Origin of the sequence: Brevundimonas vesicularis (genome assembly GCF_027105095.1) — a bacterium.
Classification (GTDB): Bacteria; Pseudomonadota; Alphaproteobacteria; order Caulobacterales; family Caulobacteraceae; genus Brevundimonas; species Brevundimonas vesicularis_E.
The window spans coordinates 2005003-2019205 of sequence record NZ_CP114278.1 but is presented as its reverse complement, the minus strand read 5'-3'; the positions used below and the strand labels follow the sequence as shown (position 1 = coordinate 2019205).

Genomic DNA, 14203 nt, shown 5'->3' with positions numbered 1-14203 from the left:
GGCTTTTTCGACCGCACGAGGAAACACCATGAAAGCTCTTATCATCGCGGCGACCGCCGCTGCTTCGCTCATCGCGACCGCCGCCTCGGCGCAACAGGCCGGCGCGCCCGCCAATCCCGGCCCGGTCATCCCCGGCGTCTGCGTGTATTACAACGCGCGCCTGCTGGCCCAGTCGTCGGCAGGCCAGGCCGTCGAAGCCCGCATGCAACAGCTGGCCCAAGAAGTTCAGGGCGAGCTGCAACCGTATGCAACCCAGATCCAAACCGAAGCCCAACAGCTGCAGTCGGCGGGCGCCAGCCTGCCGGCCGACCAACTGCAACAGCGCCGTCAGGCTCTGCAGCAGCGCGCGCAAGAGGCGCAACAGCTGGAAGCCACCCGTGAAAACGAGCTGCGCTACACCCTGGGCATGCAGCGTCAGGCCATCACCGAGGCCGTCTCGCCGATCCTGACCGCCCTGTATCAGGAAAAGGGCTGCGGCCTGCTGCTGGACCGCGAGAGCGTCTTCATGATGAACCCGGCCATGGATGTCACTGACCTGGCGATCCAGCGCCTGAACACGGCCCTGCCGACCCTGAGCTTCAACCGTATGGCCGTGCCGGCTCAGACGCAGGCTCAACCGGCCGCCGCCAACTAAGTCGTCGATGCCCGATCCCCGCTTTTTCGAAACCCTGTCGCCCCTCAGCGTCGCCGATCTGGCGGCGAAGATCGGCGGCGAGGTCGAGCGGGGCGGGGATCGCATGATCGCCTCTGTCGCGCCCCTGTCCTCAGCGGATGGGGGCGCGATCGCGTTTCTGGGCGACCGCAAGTTCGCCGCCGCGCTGGCGACGACCCAGGCAGACTGCGTCATCGTCCCGGCTGAGGCCAGGGACGCCGCGCCGTCGTCCGCCGCCGTCATCATCTCGCGCACGCCTCAAGCCGCCTGGGCCAAGGCGTCGTTGGCGCTGCATCGGCCCATACTTCTGGACGAAGCGATCACCTGTGACGAGGCAAGCGAGGACGACAGCGTCGTGGTCGAACCTGGCGCGATCCTGGGGCAGGGCGTCCGCGTCGGTCGAGGGTCCCGCATTGGCGCCAACAGCGTCATCGCGCCTGGCGTGCAAATCGGCCGGGATTGCGTGATTGGCGCCAACGTCAGCGTGGCCTTCGCGCTGATCGGCGACCGGGTGAAGCTGTATGCCGGCGCCCGGATCGGCGAAGCGGGCTTCGGCGCCACGGGGACAGCGGCGGGGGTCATGGATATTCCCCAACTGGGCCGCGTCATCCTTCAGGACGGCGTGACGGTGGGCGCCAACTCGTGCATCGACCGTGGCGCCTATGACGACACGGTCATCGGCGAAAACACCAAGATCGATAATCTGGTCATGGTTGGCCACAACTGCGTCATCGGCCGCAACTGTTTGCTGGTCGCCAATACCGGCATCTCGGGCTCGGTGACCGTGGGCGACAACGTCATCTTCGGCGGCAAGGCGGGGATCGGAGACCATATCACCATCGGCGAGGGCGCGCGCGTCGCGGCCGGGGCCGGTGTGCTGGCCGATGTTCCCGCTGGCGAGACTTGGTCGGGTTATCCGGCGCGTCCGATCCGACAGTTCTTGCGCGAGACGGTCTGGCTCGCCAAACAGGCCTCATCCAAGAAGGCTCCAAAGGAATCGTAGGGATGAGCGACACGACTGCCGTCGAGGGCAAGATCGATTACGCCGAGGTGATGCGGCGGCTGCCGCACCGTTATCCCTTCCTGCTGGTGGACAAGGCCGAAGACTTCGCGCCCGCGACGTCGATCGTCGGCATCAAGAACGTCACCCACAACGAGCCCTTTTTCCAGGGGCACTTCCCGATCGATCCGGTCATGCCCGGCGTGCTGATCGTCGAGGCCATGGCCCAGACCGGCGCCCTGCTGATGTCCAAGACGCTGGATGTCGCCGTGGCCGACAAGGTCATCATGTTCATGTCGATCGACGGAGTTCGCTTCAGAAAGCCCGCGCGGCCCGGCGACCAGCTCCGTATGGAGGTCAAGGTGATCCGCGCGCGGGGCGACGCCTACAAGTTCCGGGGCGAGACCTTCATCGACGGCAAGCTGGCGGCCGAAGCCGAGTTCATGGCGATGGTCGTGACTGTGCCTGCTCCGGCGCCTGGGCCGGCGGCCTGATGACCGTTCATTCTACCGCTATGATCGACGCGATGGCGACATTGGGCGAGGGTGTGGAGGTTGGCGCCTGGTGCACGGTCGGGCCGAATGTTGTGCTGGGCGACCGTGTGCGCCTGGTCAGCCATGTCGTGGTCCAGCAGGACACGACGGTCGGGGCCGGGACGGTCATTCACCCCTTCGCCGTCATTGGCGGCGATCCGCAGCACAATGGTTACAAGGGTGGGACGGTTCGGCTGGAGATCGGCGAGAATAACCTGATCCGCGAGCACTGCACCTTCAATCGAGGCACGCCGCAGGGGACGGGCGTGACGGTCGTGGGGTCGAACAACCTGTTCATGACCGGCGCCCATGTCGGTCACGACTGCGTCGTCGGCGACAATGTGGTCATGGCCAACAACGCGACCCTTGGCGGTCATGCTCAGGTCGGGGACAAGGTGTTCCTGGGTGGACTGTGCGCAGTGCACCAGAACGGCCGCGTTGGGCAAGGCGCGATCATCGGCGGTCTGGCGGCGGTGACGCGCGACGTCATTCCCTATGGCTCGGCTTGGGGCAATCATGCGCGGCTGCGTGGGCTCAACTTGATCGGGCTGAAGCGCAAGGGCTACGGCAAGGATCAGGTGCGGCGTCTGCTTGCGGCCTATCGTGATCTGTTTGAGGGTGAGGGCGAGTTCGCCGGTCGGATCGATGGCGTGGCGGCACTCTATGCCGACCTGCCAGAGATCATGGAGATCATCGCCTTCATCCGCGACGGCGGGCGGCGTCCGCTGTGCCTGCCCAACGCGGAATGAGCGCGGCTGGAAAGCTGGGTCTGATCGCGGGCGGCGGCGATCTGCCGGCGGCCGTGGCGGCGCGTTGCGACGTGCTCGGGCGGCCGGTTTTCGTGATCCGTCTGGCGGGGTTCGCGGATGAGCATCTAGCGCGCTGGCCCGGCGCCGAGTTCGGCATGGCGCAGATCGGCGCGATCCTGAAGGCGTTGAAGGCCGAGGGCTGCACCACCGTGTGTCTGGCGGGCATCGTCAATCGGCCGGATTTCAAGACGCTAAAGCCTGACTTCAAAGGGGCGACCCTGTTGCCGGGCATCGTCGCCGCCGCCTCCAAAGGCGATGACGCCCTACTGCGCAAGATCCTGTCGGTGTTCGAGGCCGAAGGCTTCGCCGTCGAGGGCGCCGACGACATCCTGGGCGGCGACACGCTTGGCGCGGGCGCCTTGGGCGCCGTCTCGCCGACCGAGGAGCAGCTAGCCGATCTGAAGAAGGCGCTGCATGTCGCCGAGAAATCAGGCGAACTCGATATCGGGCAGGGCGCCGTGGTCTGTGCTGGCCTGGTTCTTGCGGTTGAGGCGCAGGAAGGCACGGACGCCATGCTGACCCGCGTCGCCAACCTGCCGAGCGATCTGCGCGGGACCACCGACAACCCCAAGGGCGCGCTCGGCAAGGCGCCCAAGCCGATCCAGGATCTGCGCGTCGATATGCCCGTGATCGGGCCGCGCACCGTCGAAATGGCGGCGGCGGCGGGTCTGGCGGGTATAGGCGGCGTGGCCGGGCGTTTGATCCTGATTGATCGCGACGCCATCGTCGAGATAGCGAACCGTCTCGGCCTGTTCGTCTGGGGTGAGGATCGGTGAGCCGCCCGCTGAAGGTCATGCTGGTGGCGGCGGAGGCTTCGGGCGATGCGTTGGGCGCCGGTCTGGCCAGGGCGTTGAAGGTGCGGTTAGGAGACGATGTGGCCTTTGTCGGCGTCGGCGGGCCCAAGATGGCGGCCGAAGGCGTGGTCAGCCCCTTCGATATCGCCGAACTGTCGATCCTGGGCTGGATCGAGGGCTTGCGCGCCTACGGCAAGGTCAAGCGGCGCGTCGAGCAGACGGCTGCGCTGGCCGAGCGGGAAAAGCCCGACGCCGTGGTGCTGATCGACAGTTGGGGCTTCACGATCCGTGTGGCCAAGGCGATCCGGGCCGCGCGCCCGGACCTGCCGCTGATCAAATACGTCGGGCCTCAGGTGTGGGCCTCGCGGCCGGGCCGGGCCAAGACCTTGGCGGGCGCAGTCGATCATCTTCTGGCCCTCTATGGATTTGATGCGCCATGGTTCGAGCGCGAGGGCCTGCCGACGACGGTCGTCGGCTCGTCTGCGCTTCATATGAACGTGGATGCTGCGGACGGCGCAGCGTTCCGCGCGCGTCGTGGGATCGCCGCCGATGCGCAACTTCTCTTGGTGCTGCCCGGCAGCCGACCCAGTGAGATCACTCGAATGGCCCCCGTCTATGAGGCGACGGTCAGGAAACTGAAGACCACAAATCCCGGCCTGGAAGTCGCCGTGGTCGCCGCGGGGACGGTGGCTCACGATGTTGCAGGCCGCGTCGCCGCCTGGCCTTTCCGCGTTCACCTGGTCGAAGAAGCCGAAAAGTATGACGCCATGCGCGCCGCGACCGTCGCCCTGGCCACCAGCGGCACCGTGTCGACCGAACTGGCGCTGGCGGGCGCGCCGATGGTCATCGCCTACAAGATCGACGGGCTCAGCTATCAGCTGATGAAGCGGTTCGTGACCGCCAAACATATCACCCTGTTTAATGTCGCGGCGGACGACCGGATCGCGCCCGAGTTTATCCAGCACGAGGCGACTCCGGCCATTCTGACGGCGGCGGTTGGGCGGCTGTTGGCCGACCCGGCCCTGGCGACCGAACAGGCGCGTCGCCAGACGGCGGCATTGGCCCTGATGGGACGCGGAGGACCAGACCCCTCCGAACTGGCTGCCGAAGCCGTGCTCAGGGTCATCGCTGCCAAGTCGGCGCGCTGACGATGACGCGGGCGCTCAGTCCGCGACGTGGGGCCGAGGTCCGCGCTGCGCTTCAGATGGCGGTCGGCGCGATGGCTGCGCTCTATCTCGCGACCTGGCTGAACCTGCCGCACCCATACTGGAGCGTGATTTCCGCCATCGTCGTCATCCAGGCGAGCGTCGGCGGCGACGTCCTGACCGTTGCGCGCGACCGGGCCATCGGCACGGCGACCGGGGCGCTGGCGGGGGCGGCTTTCGTCTTCCTTCGTCCGCCCGGCCTGGAGAGCATGGCGCTGAGCATCGCCATCTCGGCGGGGCTGCTGGCCTTCTTTGCAACCGGGCGGCCTTGGCTGAAGGTCGCGCCCGTGACGGCGACCATCGTCATCGCCGGCGGGACGGGCGCGGAAGGGCCGGCGTCCCTGGCGGTGGATCGGGTGATGGAAATCCTGGTCGGCAGCGGCGTCGGCGTGCTGGCGATCCTGGCGCTGTTTCCGCGTCATGCCGGGCAGTCGTTCAAACTTCAAGCGCGCGAGGCGGCGGGCGAAGCGGCGGGGCTGTTGGCTTTGGTTTCAAAGGCCGCCCCGGAGGACGCCTCCGAGATTTCGCGCCGTCATGCCGATCTGAAGCGACGACTGGATGCGCTGGGTCAGGCGGCCAAGAACGTCATCGATCTGCCTGGTCCGCAACGCGAGACGGCGGACCGGGCTGCGCTCGTCCGCGCCTTCTGGCGCGTGCGCAGCGACATCGTCATCCTGGGCCGCGGTTTCCAGGCCGAGGGTTTAGGCGCACGGCTGGATCCCTGGTCGCAGGACGCGGAGCGGGCGGTGGAGCAACTCAAGGCTCTGTCTGAGGGCAGGGCCGCCCAGCCCATGGGCGCGATCGACCAAAGCCTGGCGCTGTCCATGGCCGTCGAGGGCGACGATGTGGCTCTGGGCGCCGCCGCGATCGGCGTGGCCCATATGCACCGCGATCTGGACGACCTCGCTGCCCGTTTCGCGGATCTGAAGCTGGTCTGACGACAAAGAAAAACGCCGGGGATGTCTCCCCGGCGTTTTGCATTTTAGCCTACGTATCAGCCGCGCTGTTCGATCGGCACGTAATCGCGCTGGGTCGGACCCGTGTAGAGCTGACGCGGGCGACCGATCTTCTGCGACGGATCGGCCATCATTTCCTGCCACTGAGCGATCCAGCCCACGGTGCGGGCCAGGGCGAACAGGACGGTGAACATGGTGGTCGGGAAGCCCATCGCCGACAGGGTGATGCCGGAATAGAAGTCGACGTTCGGGAACAGCTTGCGCGAGGTGAAGTATTCGTCCGACAGGGCGACCTTCTCCAGCTCCTTGGCGACCAGGAACAGCGGATCGTTCTCGCGGCCGGTGGCGGCCAGCACTTCATAGGCCGACTGCTGCATGACCTTGGCGCGCGGATCGTAGTTCTTGTACACGCGGTGACCGAAGCCCATCAGCTTGTACTTGCGATCCTTCACGCCCTGAATGAACTCAGGAATCTTGTCGGGCGTGCCGATTTCCTTGAGCATGTTCAGCGCCTCTTCGTTGGCGCCGCCGTGCGACGGGCCCCAGAGGCAGGCGATGCCGGCGGCGATACAGGCGAACGGATTGGCGCCCGACGAACCGGCCAGGCGCACGGTCGAGGTCGAGGCGTTCTGTTCGTGGTCGGCGTGCAGGGTGAAGATGCGGTCCATGGCGCGAACCAAGGCCGGATCGACATGATAGTCTTCGGCCGGCACTGCGAAGCACATGCGCAGGAAGTTTTCAGCGTACGAGAGGTCGTTGCGCGGCGAGATGAAGGGCTGGCCGACGTGGTATTTGTAAGCGCGGGCCGCGATGGTCGGCATCTTGGCGATCAGGCGGATGGCCGAAATGTCGCGTTGCACCGGATCATGGATGTCCAGGCTGTCGTGATAGAAGGCCGACAAGGCGCCGACGGTGCCGACCATGATCGACATCGGGTGGGCGTCACGGCGGAAGCCCTCGAAGAAGCGGTCGAACTGGGCGTGCAGCATCGTATGCGTGGTGATGCTGTTTTCGAACTTCTCGAATTGAGCGGCGGTCGGCAGTTCGCCGTGCAGCAGCAGGTGGCAGACTTCCAGGAAGTTCGACTTCGACGCCAGCTGGTCGATCGGATAGCCGCGATGCAGCAGTACGCCGGCGTCGCCGTCGATATAGGTCAGAGCCGATTCACAGGCCGCCGTCGAGGTGAAGCCGGGATCGAAGGTGAAGGCCCCCGTTCCCGCATACAGTTTGCGGATGTCGATGACGTCCGGGCCGGTGGAGCCCGAAAGGACCGGCAACTCGATCGTCTTGTCCTCGAAGGACAGGGTCGCCGAGCCGGCGGGTTTGGCTTGTTCAGTCATGAATGCCCCTTTGCATCACACGTCCAGGCGCGGGGAGGCGTCGGCCGCTTTTTGGTTTGTGGGTGATCACTTAGTCTGTTGCAGCGCATCATCCAAGCGCCCGAGACTTTCGTCTCGCCCAAGAGCCGACAAAGTTCGTGCAATATCAGGTGATGTTGACCCTGCGGTAAGCGCTGCGCGCATCGGCGGGCCGATTTTTCCGAACCCGACGCCCTCGGATTCCGCAAAGGCCTTGAGCTCGGCTTCCAGCGCAAAAACATCCCAGGATTGGAACAGGGACAGCCGTTCGCGCAGACGGGTGAGGCGCTCCAAGGTTTCACCCGACAGTAGCGCCTTCGCCTTGTTGTCCAGCGTCAGCGGGCGAGATTTCAGTACGAAAGCGGTTTGATCGGCCAGATCGAGGATCGTCTTGGCGCGATCCTTGACGAAAGGCATGGAGCGCTGAAGCCGGGCTTCGTCCGCCTCTGCGAGGGCGTGGCCCTTCTGCAGGTGCGCATCCAGCGTCAGCTTGGCGAGCCGCTCGTCGTCGGCCAGACGCAGCCAGTGCGAATTGACATGGGCCAGCTTGTCGAAGTCCAGGCGGGCCGGCGCCTTGCCGATGCCGGCGAGGTCGAACCATTCGATGGCCTGGGCGTCGCTGAACAGTTCGTCGTCGCCGTGCGCCCAGCCGAGACGGGCCAGATAGTTGCGCATGGCCTCGGGCAAGTAGCCCATCTCCGCGTATTCATGCACCGCCTGGGCGCCGTGACGCTTCGACAGTTTGGCGCCGTCCGGGCCGTGGATCAGGGGGATGTGGGCAAAGGTCGGACGCGTCCAGCCCAGCGCACCGTAGATCAGGCTCTGTCGCGCGGCGTTATTCAGATGGTCGTCGCCGCGAATGACGTGGGTCACCCCCATGTCGTGGTCGTCCACGACGACGGCGAGATTATAGGTCGGCGCGCCGTCCGAACGCATCAGAACCAGATCGTCCAGGTCGTCGGTCGACCAGTTCACGTCGCCTTGGACCTCATCGGCCACCGTGACCGTCGTCGCCTTTGGCCGACGGAAGCGCACGACGTGCGGCAGGGCCAGATCGTCCACGGTCGGCTCACGGTCGCGCCAGGGCGATTCGAAAGTGCGCTTCTCCGCCTTGGCCTCATCGCGCAGACGACCGGTCTCCTCGGCCGAGGTAAAGTCGCGGTAGGCGTGGCCGGTTTCGAGCAGTTGATCGACCACCTCGCGGTGACGATCGGCCCGGCTGAATTGGAACACCGGCTCGTCGTCGGCGAACAGCTCCAGCCAGCTTAGGCCGTCGAAAATGGCCTTCACCGCCTCATCGGTCGAGCGTTCACGGTCGGTGTCTTCGACCCGGATCAGGAAACGTCCAGCGTGTCTCTTGGCGTACAGCCAGTTGAACAAAGCGGTTCTCGCCCCGCCGATATGCAGATAGCCTGTCGGCGAGGGGGCGAAGCGGGTGACGACAGTCGAAGAAGGTGAGGTCATGGGGGAGGGGTCCGTAAGCGAGGCCCTTATACGCCCCGATGCGGCAAAACCTACCCCCGCTGCGCGATTGCGCGCCTGGCTGCACGCCGAGGTCGCCGCACAGACCCTGAGATGGCGGCTATGGGCGCCGGTCGCATTCGGCGCGGGCGGAGGCGTCTATTTCGCTCTGCGAGCCGAGCCGGTCTTGTGGCCACTGTTGCTGGGCGCCGCCTTGGCCTTTGGGCTGTGGGGCGTGGCGCGCCGGCGCGGCGGGTCGCGACGTCTGACCTGGCTGCTGTTGATGGTCGCCTGCGCGTCAGGCGGGCTGGCGGCGGCCAAGGTGCGCACCCAAGCCGTCGCCGCGCCGATCGCGCCCGCCCTCGGCGAACCGACCGTGATCGAAGCCTGGGTTGTCGATGTCGACAGCACGGGGCAGCGAGGCGCGCGGGTCGTGATTGCGCCGGCCTGGATCCGCGGACTGACGCCAGACCAGACGCCGGTGCGCTTGCGAGCGACGGTGCGGGGCGAGCCGCCGCGACCCGGCGAAGCGATCCGCCTGTTCGCCATTCTGAACCCGCCGCCTGCGCCGGCCAGCCCCGGCGCCTACGACTTCGGCCGCAACGCCTTCTTTCAGGGCATGGGCGGCGTGGCGTTTGCCTTGGGCGAAACGCGTGGGGCCGAGCTTGCCCCGCCGCCGTGGCGACTTCGACTTGAAATGGCGGTCAACGGCGCCCGCTTCGCACTGGCCGAGCGGATCGTGGCAAGGCTCGGCGAGCGGACCGGCGGGATCGCCGCCGCCATGACCACCAGTCATGAAACCTGGATCAGTCAGGAGGACATGGATGTGATGCGCGATTCCGGCCTGGCGCACATCCTGTCGGTATCAGGGCTGCATATGGCCACCGTCGGCGGTTTCGTCTTCTTTGCGGTGCGGCTGGGCGTGGCGGCCTGGCCGTGGTTGGCCCTGCGGGTTCACGGCAAGAAGGTCGCGGCCTTGGCGGGCCTCACGGGGGTCGGGGTCTATCTGGTGGTGTCGGGCGCGCCCCCGCCGGCAGAGCGGGCCGCCATCACCGCCTCCATCGCGTTTCTGGCCATCCTGCTGGATCGACAGGCGGTCACGATGCATGGCCTGGCTGTGGCGGCCTTCATCGTTCTGGCCATACAGCCTGAAGCCATCGTCACGCCGGGTTTCCAAATGTCGTTCGCGGCGACGGCGGCCTTGGTCGCCCTGGTCGAGGCCTGGCCGAAGCGCCCCCGCGAAATATCCGCGCCGTGGCCGATCCTGGCGGTGCAGCGGCTGGGCGGTTGGTTGACGGCGGCTGTTGCGGCCAGCATCGTCGCGGGACTGGCGACGGGACCGTTCGCCATGCAGCATTTCAACCGCACCGCCATGTACGGACTGCTGGCCAATCTCGGCACGTCGCCCGTGGCGGACTTCATCCTGATGCCGGCGCTGGCCTTGGGCGCAGCGCTGGAACCCTTGGGGCTGGGGGGACCGTTGCTGGCGGTCGCAGGATGGGGCGTGGATCTGATGCTGGCGATCGGCGCCTGGACGGCGGGATTGCCAGGCGCGGTCAGAACGGTCGCCAGCGCGCCGAACTATGTCCTGCCGGTCGCGTTCCTGGGCGTGTTGTTCGTCTGTTTGTGGCAAGGCCGCCTGCGCTGGTTGGGACTGCCCTTTGCAGCCGCCGTCCTGATCTGGCCGCGTGAACCGACGCCGGACCTCTGGCTTGGCGATGGCGGAACCAACGCCGCCTTTCACCGTGATCAGGCAGCGGTCGTCGTGCGGCCTGGCGTGCGCGAGTTTGCCGTGGATCTGTGGTCGCGACGACGAGGGCTGACCATGGCGGATCGATCAGAGACGGGCTGGGTTTGCGAGCGCTTCTCCTGTCGGCCGGACACCGATGAGGCCGGGCCCGTTGCCATCTGGTGGGGGCGAAAGTCGCCGAGCTCAGATCAGATGGAGGCCTTATGCCGCGCAGCGCCCGTCGTCAGCGTCCGCGCTGTCGTCACCTCAATTCCAAGCGTCTGTCAGGATCGCCTTGTCCTGGACGGCGTGGACTTTGCGCGGGGCGGAGCCGTGGAGTTGTGGCGTGTCCGTTCGGGCAAGCCAAATCGATGGCGCGCGGTGTGGACGGCCGACGTTCGCGGCGACCGCCCCTGGACGCGTCAGTCCGATCCGGAGGTCAGTGATACCGGCGCATGAGTCCGACCAGCTTGCCCTGAACCGCGACCTGATCCGAGCCGTAGATCTTTGTTTCGTAGTTGCGGTTGGCGGGCTCCAGCGCGATCGAGGCGCCCTTCTTGCGAAGGCGTTTCAGCGTCGCCTGCTCGCCCTCGACCAGCGCCACCACGATCTCGCCGGAGGCGGCGTTGTCGGTCGATTTGATCACCACCATGTCACCGTTCAGGATGCCGGCCTCGATCATGGAGTCGCCTTCGATCTCTAGGAGGTAGTGCTCGCCAGAGCCCAGCATGGACTCCGGAACCGGATAGCGGGCGGTTTCATGCTCGATCGCGTCGATCGGCGTGCCGGCGGCGATCTTGCCCATCAGCGGCAGTTCGCGGGTGTCGTTGGCCGCCATCGGGGCCGCAGGTCGGACACCGCCGCCGCCTTCGATGACGTCGGGCTTGAACCCGGTGCGACCGCGCGGCGCGCCGGCCGTCGCCTGTTCGGGTAGTTTCGTCACTTCCAACGCGCGGGCGCGGTGAGCGAGACGGCGGATGAAGCCGCGTTCCTCCAGCGCCGTGATCAGCCGGTGAATGCCGGACTTGGAGGCCAGATCGAGCGCCTCCTTCATCTCGTCGAACGAAGGGGAGACGCCGGTCTCCTGGATGCGTTCGTGGATGAACATCAGCAGTTCGTGCTGTTTGCGCGTGAGCATCGCCAGGCCCTCATGCGCCCGCCGACGAATCGGAACGGGCCGTGAACATTTGTCGATGTTCTGTAAGTGTTCCTTGCTAATGTCAACTTAACGGCGAGGCTTGCCGCCGCGTCTCGGCTCAAACGGCCAGCAACTGACGGGTGGCCGCCTCGACATCGGCCTGCCGCATCAGGCTCTCGCCGACCAGAATCGCCTGGGCGTGCGCCGCCGAAACCCGCGCCACGTCGTCGGGCGTAAAGATGCCGCTCTCCGCGACCAGCAGGGCCCGAACGGGGCTCAGCATGGACAGCCGCTCCGTGGTTTCCAGATCGACCTCGAACGTGCGCAGCGAGCGGTTATTGACCCCGACAAGATCGCCGCCAAGCGCACAGGCGCGCGCCATTTCGTCCTCGTCGTGGGTCTCGATGAGCGCGTCCATGCCAAAGCGTTCGGCTTCCGACAGCAGTTCAGCCGCCAGGTTGTCGTCGATCATGGCGAGGATGATCAGGATGCAGTCGGCGCTCAAGGCGCGGCTTTCGGCGACCTGCCAGGGATCGACCAGGAAATCCTTGCGCAGGCAGGGCAGGGCGACAGCCTCGCGGGCCTGTCCCAGATAGGCGTCGTCGCCCTGGAAGCTGGGGCCATCGGTCAGCACCGAGAGACAGGCCGCGCCGCCGGCCTCATAGGCTTGGGCCAGGGCCGGCGGATCGAAATCGGGCCGGATGAGCCCCTTGGATGGGCTGGCCTTCTTGATCTCGGCGATCAGGGCGGGACGACCGGTTTCCTTTCCGACCCGCTCCAACGCGGCGCGAAAGCCGCGCGGGGTCGATGCGGCGCGGGCCAGGGCTTCGATCGCGTCCTGCGAGGTCGCAGCCTTGCGGGCGGCGACGTCCTCGCGTTTGTAGGCGGCGATACGGTCCAGAAAGTCGGTCATGCGGGCTCTTCGCTTTCCAGCGGCGTGGAGGTGATGCGGGCCAGGCGATCCAGCGCCTCGGCGGCTCGACCGTCGTCGATTGCGGCAGCGGCGAGCGCGGCGCCCTCGGCCAGATCGGCCGCGCGATCGGACACCACGAGGGCGGCGGCGGCGTTCAGCAGCACGATGTCGCGGTAAGGGCCAGCCGCGCCGGCCAGAAGCGCGCGCAGGGCGACGGCGTTCTCCTCGGCGTCGCCGCCGCGAATGTCTGCGACAGAGGCCCGCGGCAGGCCGGCGTCCTCGGGCGTGACCTGGAAGCGACGAACCGCGCCATCCTTCCATTCGGCGACGTTCGTGGGGCCAGAAGTCGCCAGTTCGTCCAGGCCTTGGCCATGAACGGTCCAGGCCCGGTTGGCGCCAAGCCGGCCCAGCACCTCAGCCAGCGGCTCCAGCAGGCGCGGATCATAGACGCCCATGACCTGTCGCCTTGCAGACGCCGGGTTCGAAAGCGGTCCCAACAGGTTGAAGACGGTGCGAAAACCGATCTCGGCCCGCACCGGCCCGACATGACGCATCGCCCCGTGATAGGCAGGCGCGAACAGGAAGCAGATGCCGGCCTCGTCCAGCGCCTTTTTCTGCTGCGCCTGCGACGCCATCAGGTTCACGCCCAGGATCGACAAGACGTCGGAAGAGCCTGATTTCGATGACATCGCCCGATTGCCATGTTTAGCGACCTTCAGACCGGCGCCGGCCAGAACCAAGGCGGCGGCGGTCGAGATATTGTAGGTGTGCTGACCGTCGCCCCCGGTGCCGCAGGTGTCGATCACCTCATAGGGATGGTCCAGCGTCAGGGCGGCTTCACGCATGGCGCCCGCGAAGGCGGCGATCTCGTCCACGGTCTCGCCGCGCATCCGCATGGCGGTGACGGCGGCGGCGACTTGCGACGGGGTCGGCTCGCCGCGCAGGCAGGCGGCGAAGAAGTCGTGCGCCTGCTGGGACGTCAGGGGATGGCCCTCGACCAGTCGGGCGAGGATCGGCTTGAAACCGTCGCCCATGGTCAGGCGGCCGCGAGGCGCTTTACGCCGGCGATCTCGAGGAAGTTGGCCAGCATGTCGTGACCGTGTTCGGTGGCGATTGATTCCGGGTGGAACTGCACGCCGTGGATCGGTCGGCTGCGATGCTGCAGACCCATGATCTCGCCGTCGGCGGTCCAGGCGGTGACCTCCAGACAGTCGGGCAGGGTTTCGCGCTTGACCGCCAGCGAGTGATAGCGTGTGGCGGTGAAAGGCGAGGGCAGGCCGGCGAAGACGCTCTGACCCTCATGCAGGATCGGCGAGGTTTTGCCGTGCATCAGGGTCTTGGCGCGAATGACGTCGCCGCCGAACGCCTGGCCGATGGCCTGATGACCCAGACATACGCCTAGGATCGGCATCGACGCTGGCACTGTCGTGATCAACGGCAGGCAGATGCCCGCCTGATCCGGCGCGCAAGGGCCGGGCGACAGCAGAACGGCGGCGGGGTTCAGCGCCCACGCCTCGTCCACCGTCAGGTCGTCGTTGCGCACCACATGCGTCGGCGCGCCCAACTCCGCGAGGTAGTGGACGAGATTGTAGGTGAAGCTGTCGTAGTTATCGACGACGAGGATCATGGCTTGGCTTCTAGGCGTGACGCGCGTC

The 14203-nt window shown here is 66.7% G+C and carries 14 protein-coding genes; 8 read left to right on the top strand and 6 right to left on the bottom strand.

Annotated elements, in window-relative coordinates; genetic code table 11:
* The first annotated feature begins 28 nt into the window (after positions 1-28).
* From O2K97_RS10060 to O2K97_RS10030, 7 genes are read left to right on the top strand one after another with little or no spacing between them, the layout of a single operon-like run.
* A complete protein-coding gene (locus tag O2K97_RS10060; protein WP_137721571.1) occupies positions 29-634 on the top strand; it encodes an OmpH family outer membrane protein in 606 nt (201 codons plus the stop codon).
* Positions 635-641: 7 nt separating this feature from the next.
* Positions 642-1655, top strand: coding sequence for a UDP-3-O-(3-hydroxymyristoyl)glucosamine N-acyltransferase (gene lpxD, locus O2K97_RS10055; protein ID WP_269219159.1), 1014 nt, complete (start codon positions 642-644; stop codon positions 1653-1655).
* Positions 1656-1657: 2 nt separating this feature from the next.
* Positions 1658-2146, top strand: coding sequence for a 3-hydroxyacyl-ACP dehydratase FabZ (gene fabZ / locus O2K97_RS10050; protein WP_269219158.1), 489 nt, complete (start codon positions 1658-1660; stop codon positions 2144-2146).
* A complete protein-coding gene (gene lpxA / locus O2K97_RS10045; RefSeq protein ID WP_269219157.1) occupies positions 2146-2934 on the top strand; it encodes an acyl-ACP--UDP-N-acetylglucosamine O-acyltransferase in 789 nt (262 codons plus the stop codon). Before fabZ ends, lpxA begins: the two co-directional genes overlap by 1 nt.
* Positions 2931-3770, top strand: a complete 840-nt coding sequence (gene lpxI / locus O2K97_RS10040; protein ID WP_269219156.1) for a UDP-2,3-diacylglucosamine diphosphatase — start codon at positions 2931-2933, stop codon at positions 3768-3770. The genes lpxA and lpxI overlap by 4 nt, the downstream gene beginning before the upstream one ends.
* Complete coding sequence (gene lpxB, locus O2K97_RS10035; RefSeq protein WP_269219155.1) at positions 3767-4936, top strand: lipid-A-disaccharide synthase; 1170 nt, start codon at positions 3767-3769, stop codon at positions 4934-4936. Before lpxI ends, lpxB begins: the two co-directional genes overlap by 4 nt.
* 2 nt (positions 4937-4938) lie before the next feature.
* Positions 4939-5931: an FUSC family protein gene (locus tag O2K97_RS10030; protein WP_269219154.1), complete on the top strand. Its 993-nt coding sequence runs from the start codon at positions 4939-4941 to the stop codon at positions 5929-5931.
* Positions 5932-5987: 56 nt separating this feature from the next.
* Here the strand turns inward: O2K97_RS10030 and gltA are convergent, their stop codons facing one another.
* Together gltA and gltX are read right to left on the bottom strand one after the other, a co-directional pair.
* Positions 5988-7289 carry a citrate synthase gene (gltA, locus tag O2K97_RS10025; RefSeq protein WP_205680916.1) on the bottom strand — a complete coding sequence of 434 codons (1302 nt, stop codon included), beginning with the start codon at positions 7287-7289 and terminating at the stop codon, positions 5988-5990.
* Positions 7290-7355: 66 nt separating this feature from the next.
* A complete protein-coding gene (gltX, locus tag O2K97_RS10020) occupies positions 7356-8771 on the bottom strand; it encodes a glutamate--tRNA ligase (RefSeq protein WP_269219153.1) in 1416 nt (471 codons plus the stop codon).
* A 67-nt stretch (positions 8772-8838) separates the two neighbouring features.
* Between gltX and O2K97_RS10015 the strand changes: the two genes are divergently transcribed.
* Positions 8839-10956: a ComEC/Rec2 family competence protein gene (locus O2K97_RS10015; RefSeq protein WP_331276129.1), complete on the top strand. Its 2118-nt coding sequence runs from the start codon at positions 8839-8841 to the stop codon at positions 10954-10956.
* On the opposite strand, the gene lexA is transcribed toward O2K97_RS10015, so the two are convergent.
* The 4 genes from lexA to O2K97_RS09995 form a co-directional block, all read right to left on the bottom strand.
* A complete protein-coding gene (gene lexA / locus O2K97_RS10010) occupies positions 10937-11635 on the bottom strand; it encodes a transcriptional repressor LexA (RefSeq protein ID WP_269219151.1) in 699 nt (232 codons plus the stop codon). The genes O2K97_RS10015 and lexA overlap by 20 nt on opposite strands.
* A 118-nt stretch (positions 11636-11753) precedes the next feature.
* Positions 11754-12548, bottom strand: coding sequence for an indole-3-glycerol phosphate synthase TrpC (gene trpC / locus O2K97_RS10005; RefSeq protein ID WP_269219150.1), 795 nt, complete (start codon positions 12546-12548; stop codon positions 11754-11756).
* Complete coding sequence (gene trpD / locus O2K97_RS10000; protein WP_269219149.1) at positions 12545-13582, bottom strand: anthranilate phosphoribosyltransferase; 1038 nt, start codon at positions 13580-13582, stop codon at positions 12545-12547. The genes trpC and trpD overlap by 4 nt, the downstream gene beginning before the upstream one ends.
* Positions 13583-13584: 2 nt before the next feature.
* Positions 13585-14175, bottom strand: a complete 591-nt coding sequence (locus O2K97_RS09995) for an anthranilate synthase component II (protein WP_269219148.1) — start codon at positions 14173-14175, stop codon at positions 13585-13587.
* Positions 14176-14203 lie beyond the last annotated feature (28 nt).

Coding starts and splice junctions, on each gene's coding strand:
- O2K97_RS10060 (WP_137721571.1), top strand. CDS start 29: ATGAAAGCTCTTATCATCGCGGCGACCGCCGCTGCTTCGCTCATCGCG.
- lpxD (WP_269219159.1), top strand. CDS start 642: ATGCCCGATCCCCGCTTTTTCGAAACCCTGTCGCCCCTCAGCGTCGCC.
- fabZ (WP_269219158.1), top strand. CDS start 1,658: ATGAGCGACACGACTGCCGTCGAGGGCAAGATCGATTACGCCGAGGTG.
- lpxA (WP_269219157.1), top strand. CDS start 2,146: ATGACCGTTCATTCTACCGCTATGATCGACGCGATGGCGACATTGGGC.
- lpxI (WP_269219156.1), top strand. CDS start 2,931: ATGAGCGCGGCTGGAAAGCTGGGTCTGATCGCGGGCGGCGGCGATCTG.
- O2K97_RS10030 (WP_269219154.1), top strand. CDS start 4,939: ATGACGCGGGCGCTCAGTCCGCGACGTGGGGCCGAGGTCCGCGCTGCG.
- gltA (WP_205680916.1), bottom strand. CDS start 7,289: ATGACTGAACAAGCCAAACCCGCCGGCTCGGCGACCCTGTCCTTCGAG.
- gltX (WP_269219153.1), bottom strand. CDS start 8,771: ATGACCTCACCTTCTTCGACTGTCGTCACCCGCTTCGCCCCCTCGCCG.
- lexA (WP_269219151.1), bottom strand. CDS start 11,635: ATGCTCACGCGCAAACAGCACGAACTGCTGATGTTCATCCACGAACGC.
- trpC (WP_269219150.1), bottom strand. CDS start 12,548: ATGACCGACTTTCTGGACCGTATCGCCGCCTACAAACGCGAGGACGTC.
- trpD (WP_269219149.1), bottom strand. CDS start 13,582: ATGGGCGACGGTTTCAAGCCGATCCTCGCCCGACTGGTCGAGGGCCAT.
- O2K97_RS09995 (WP_269219148.1), bottom strand. CDS start 14,175: ATGATCCTCGTCGTCGATAACTACGACAGCTTCACCTACAATCTCGTC.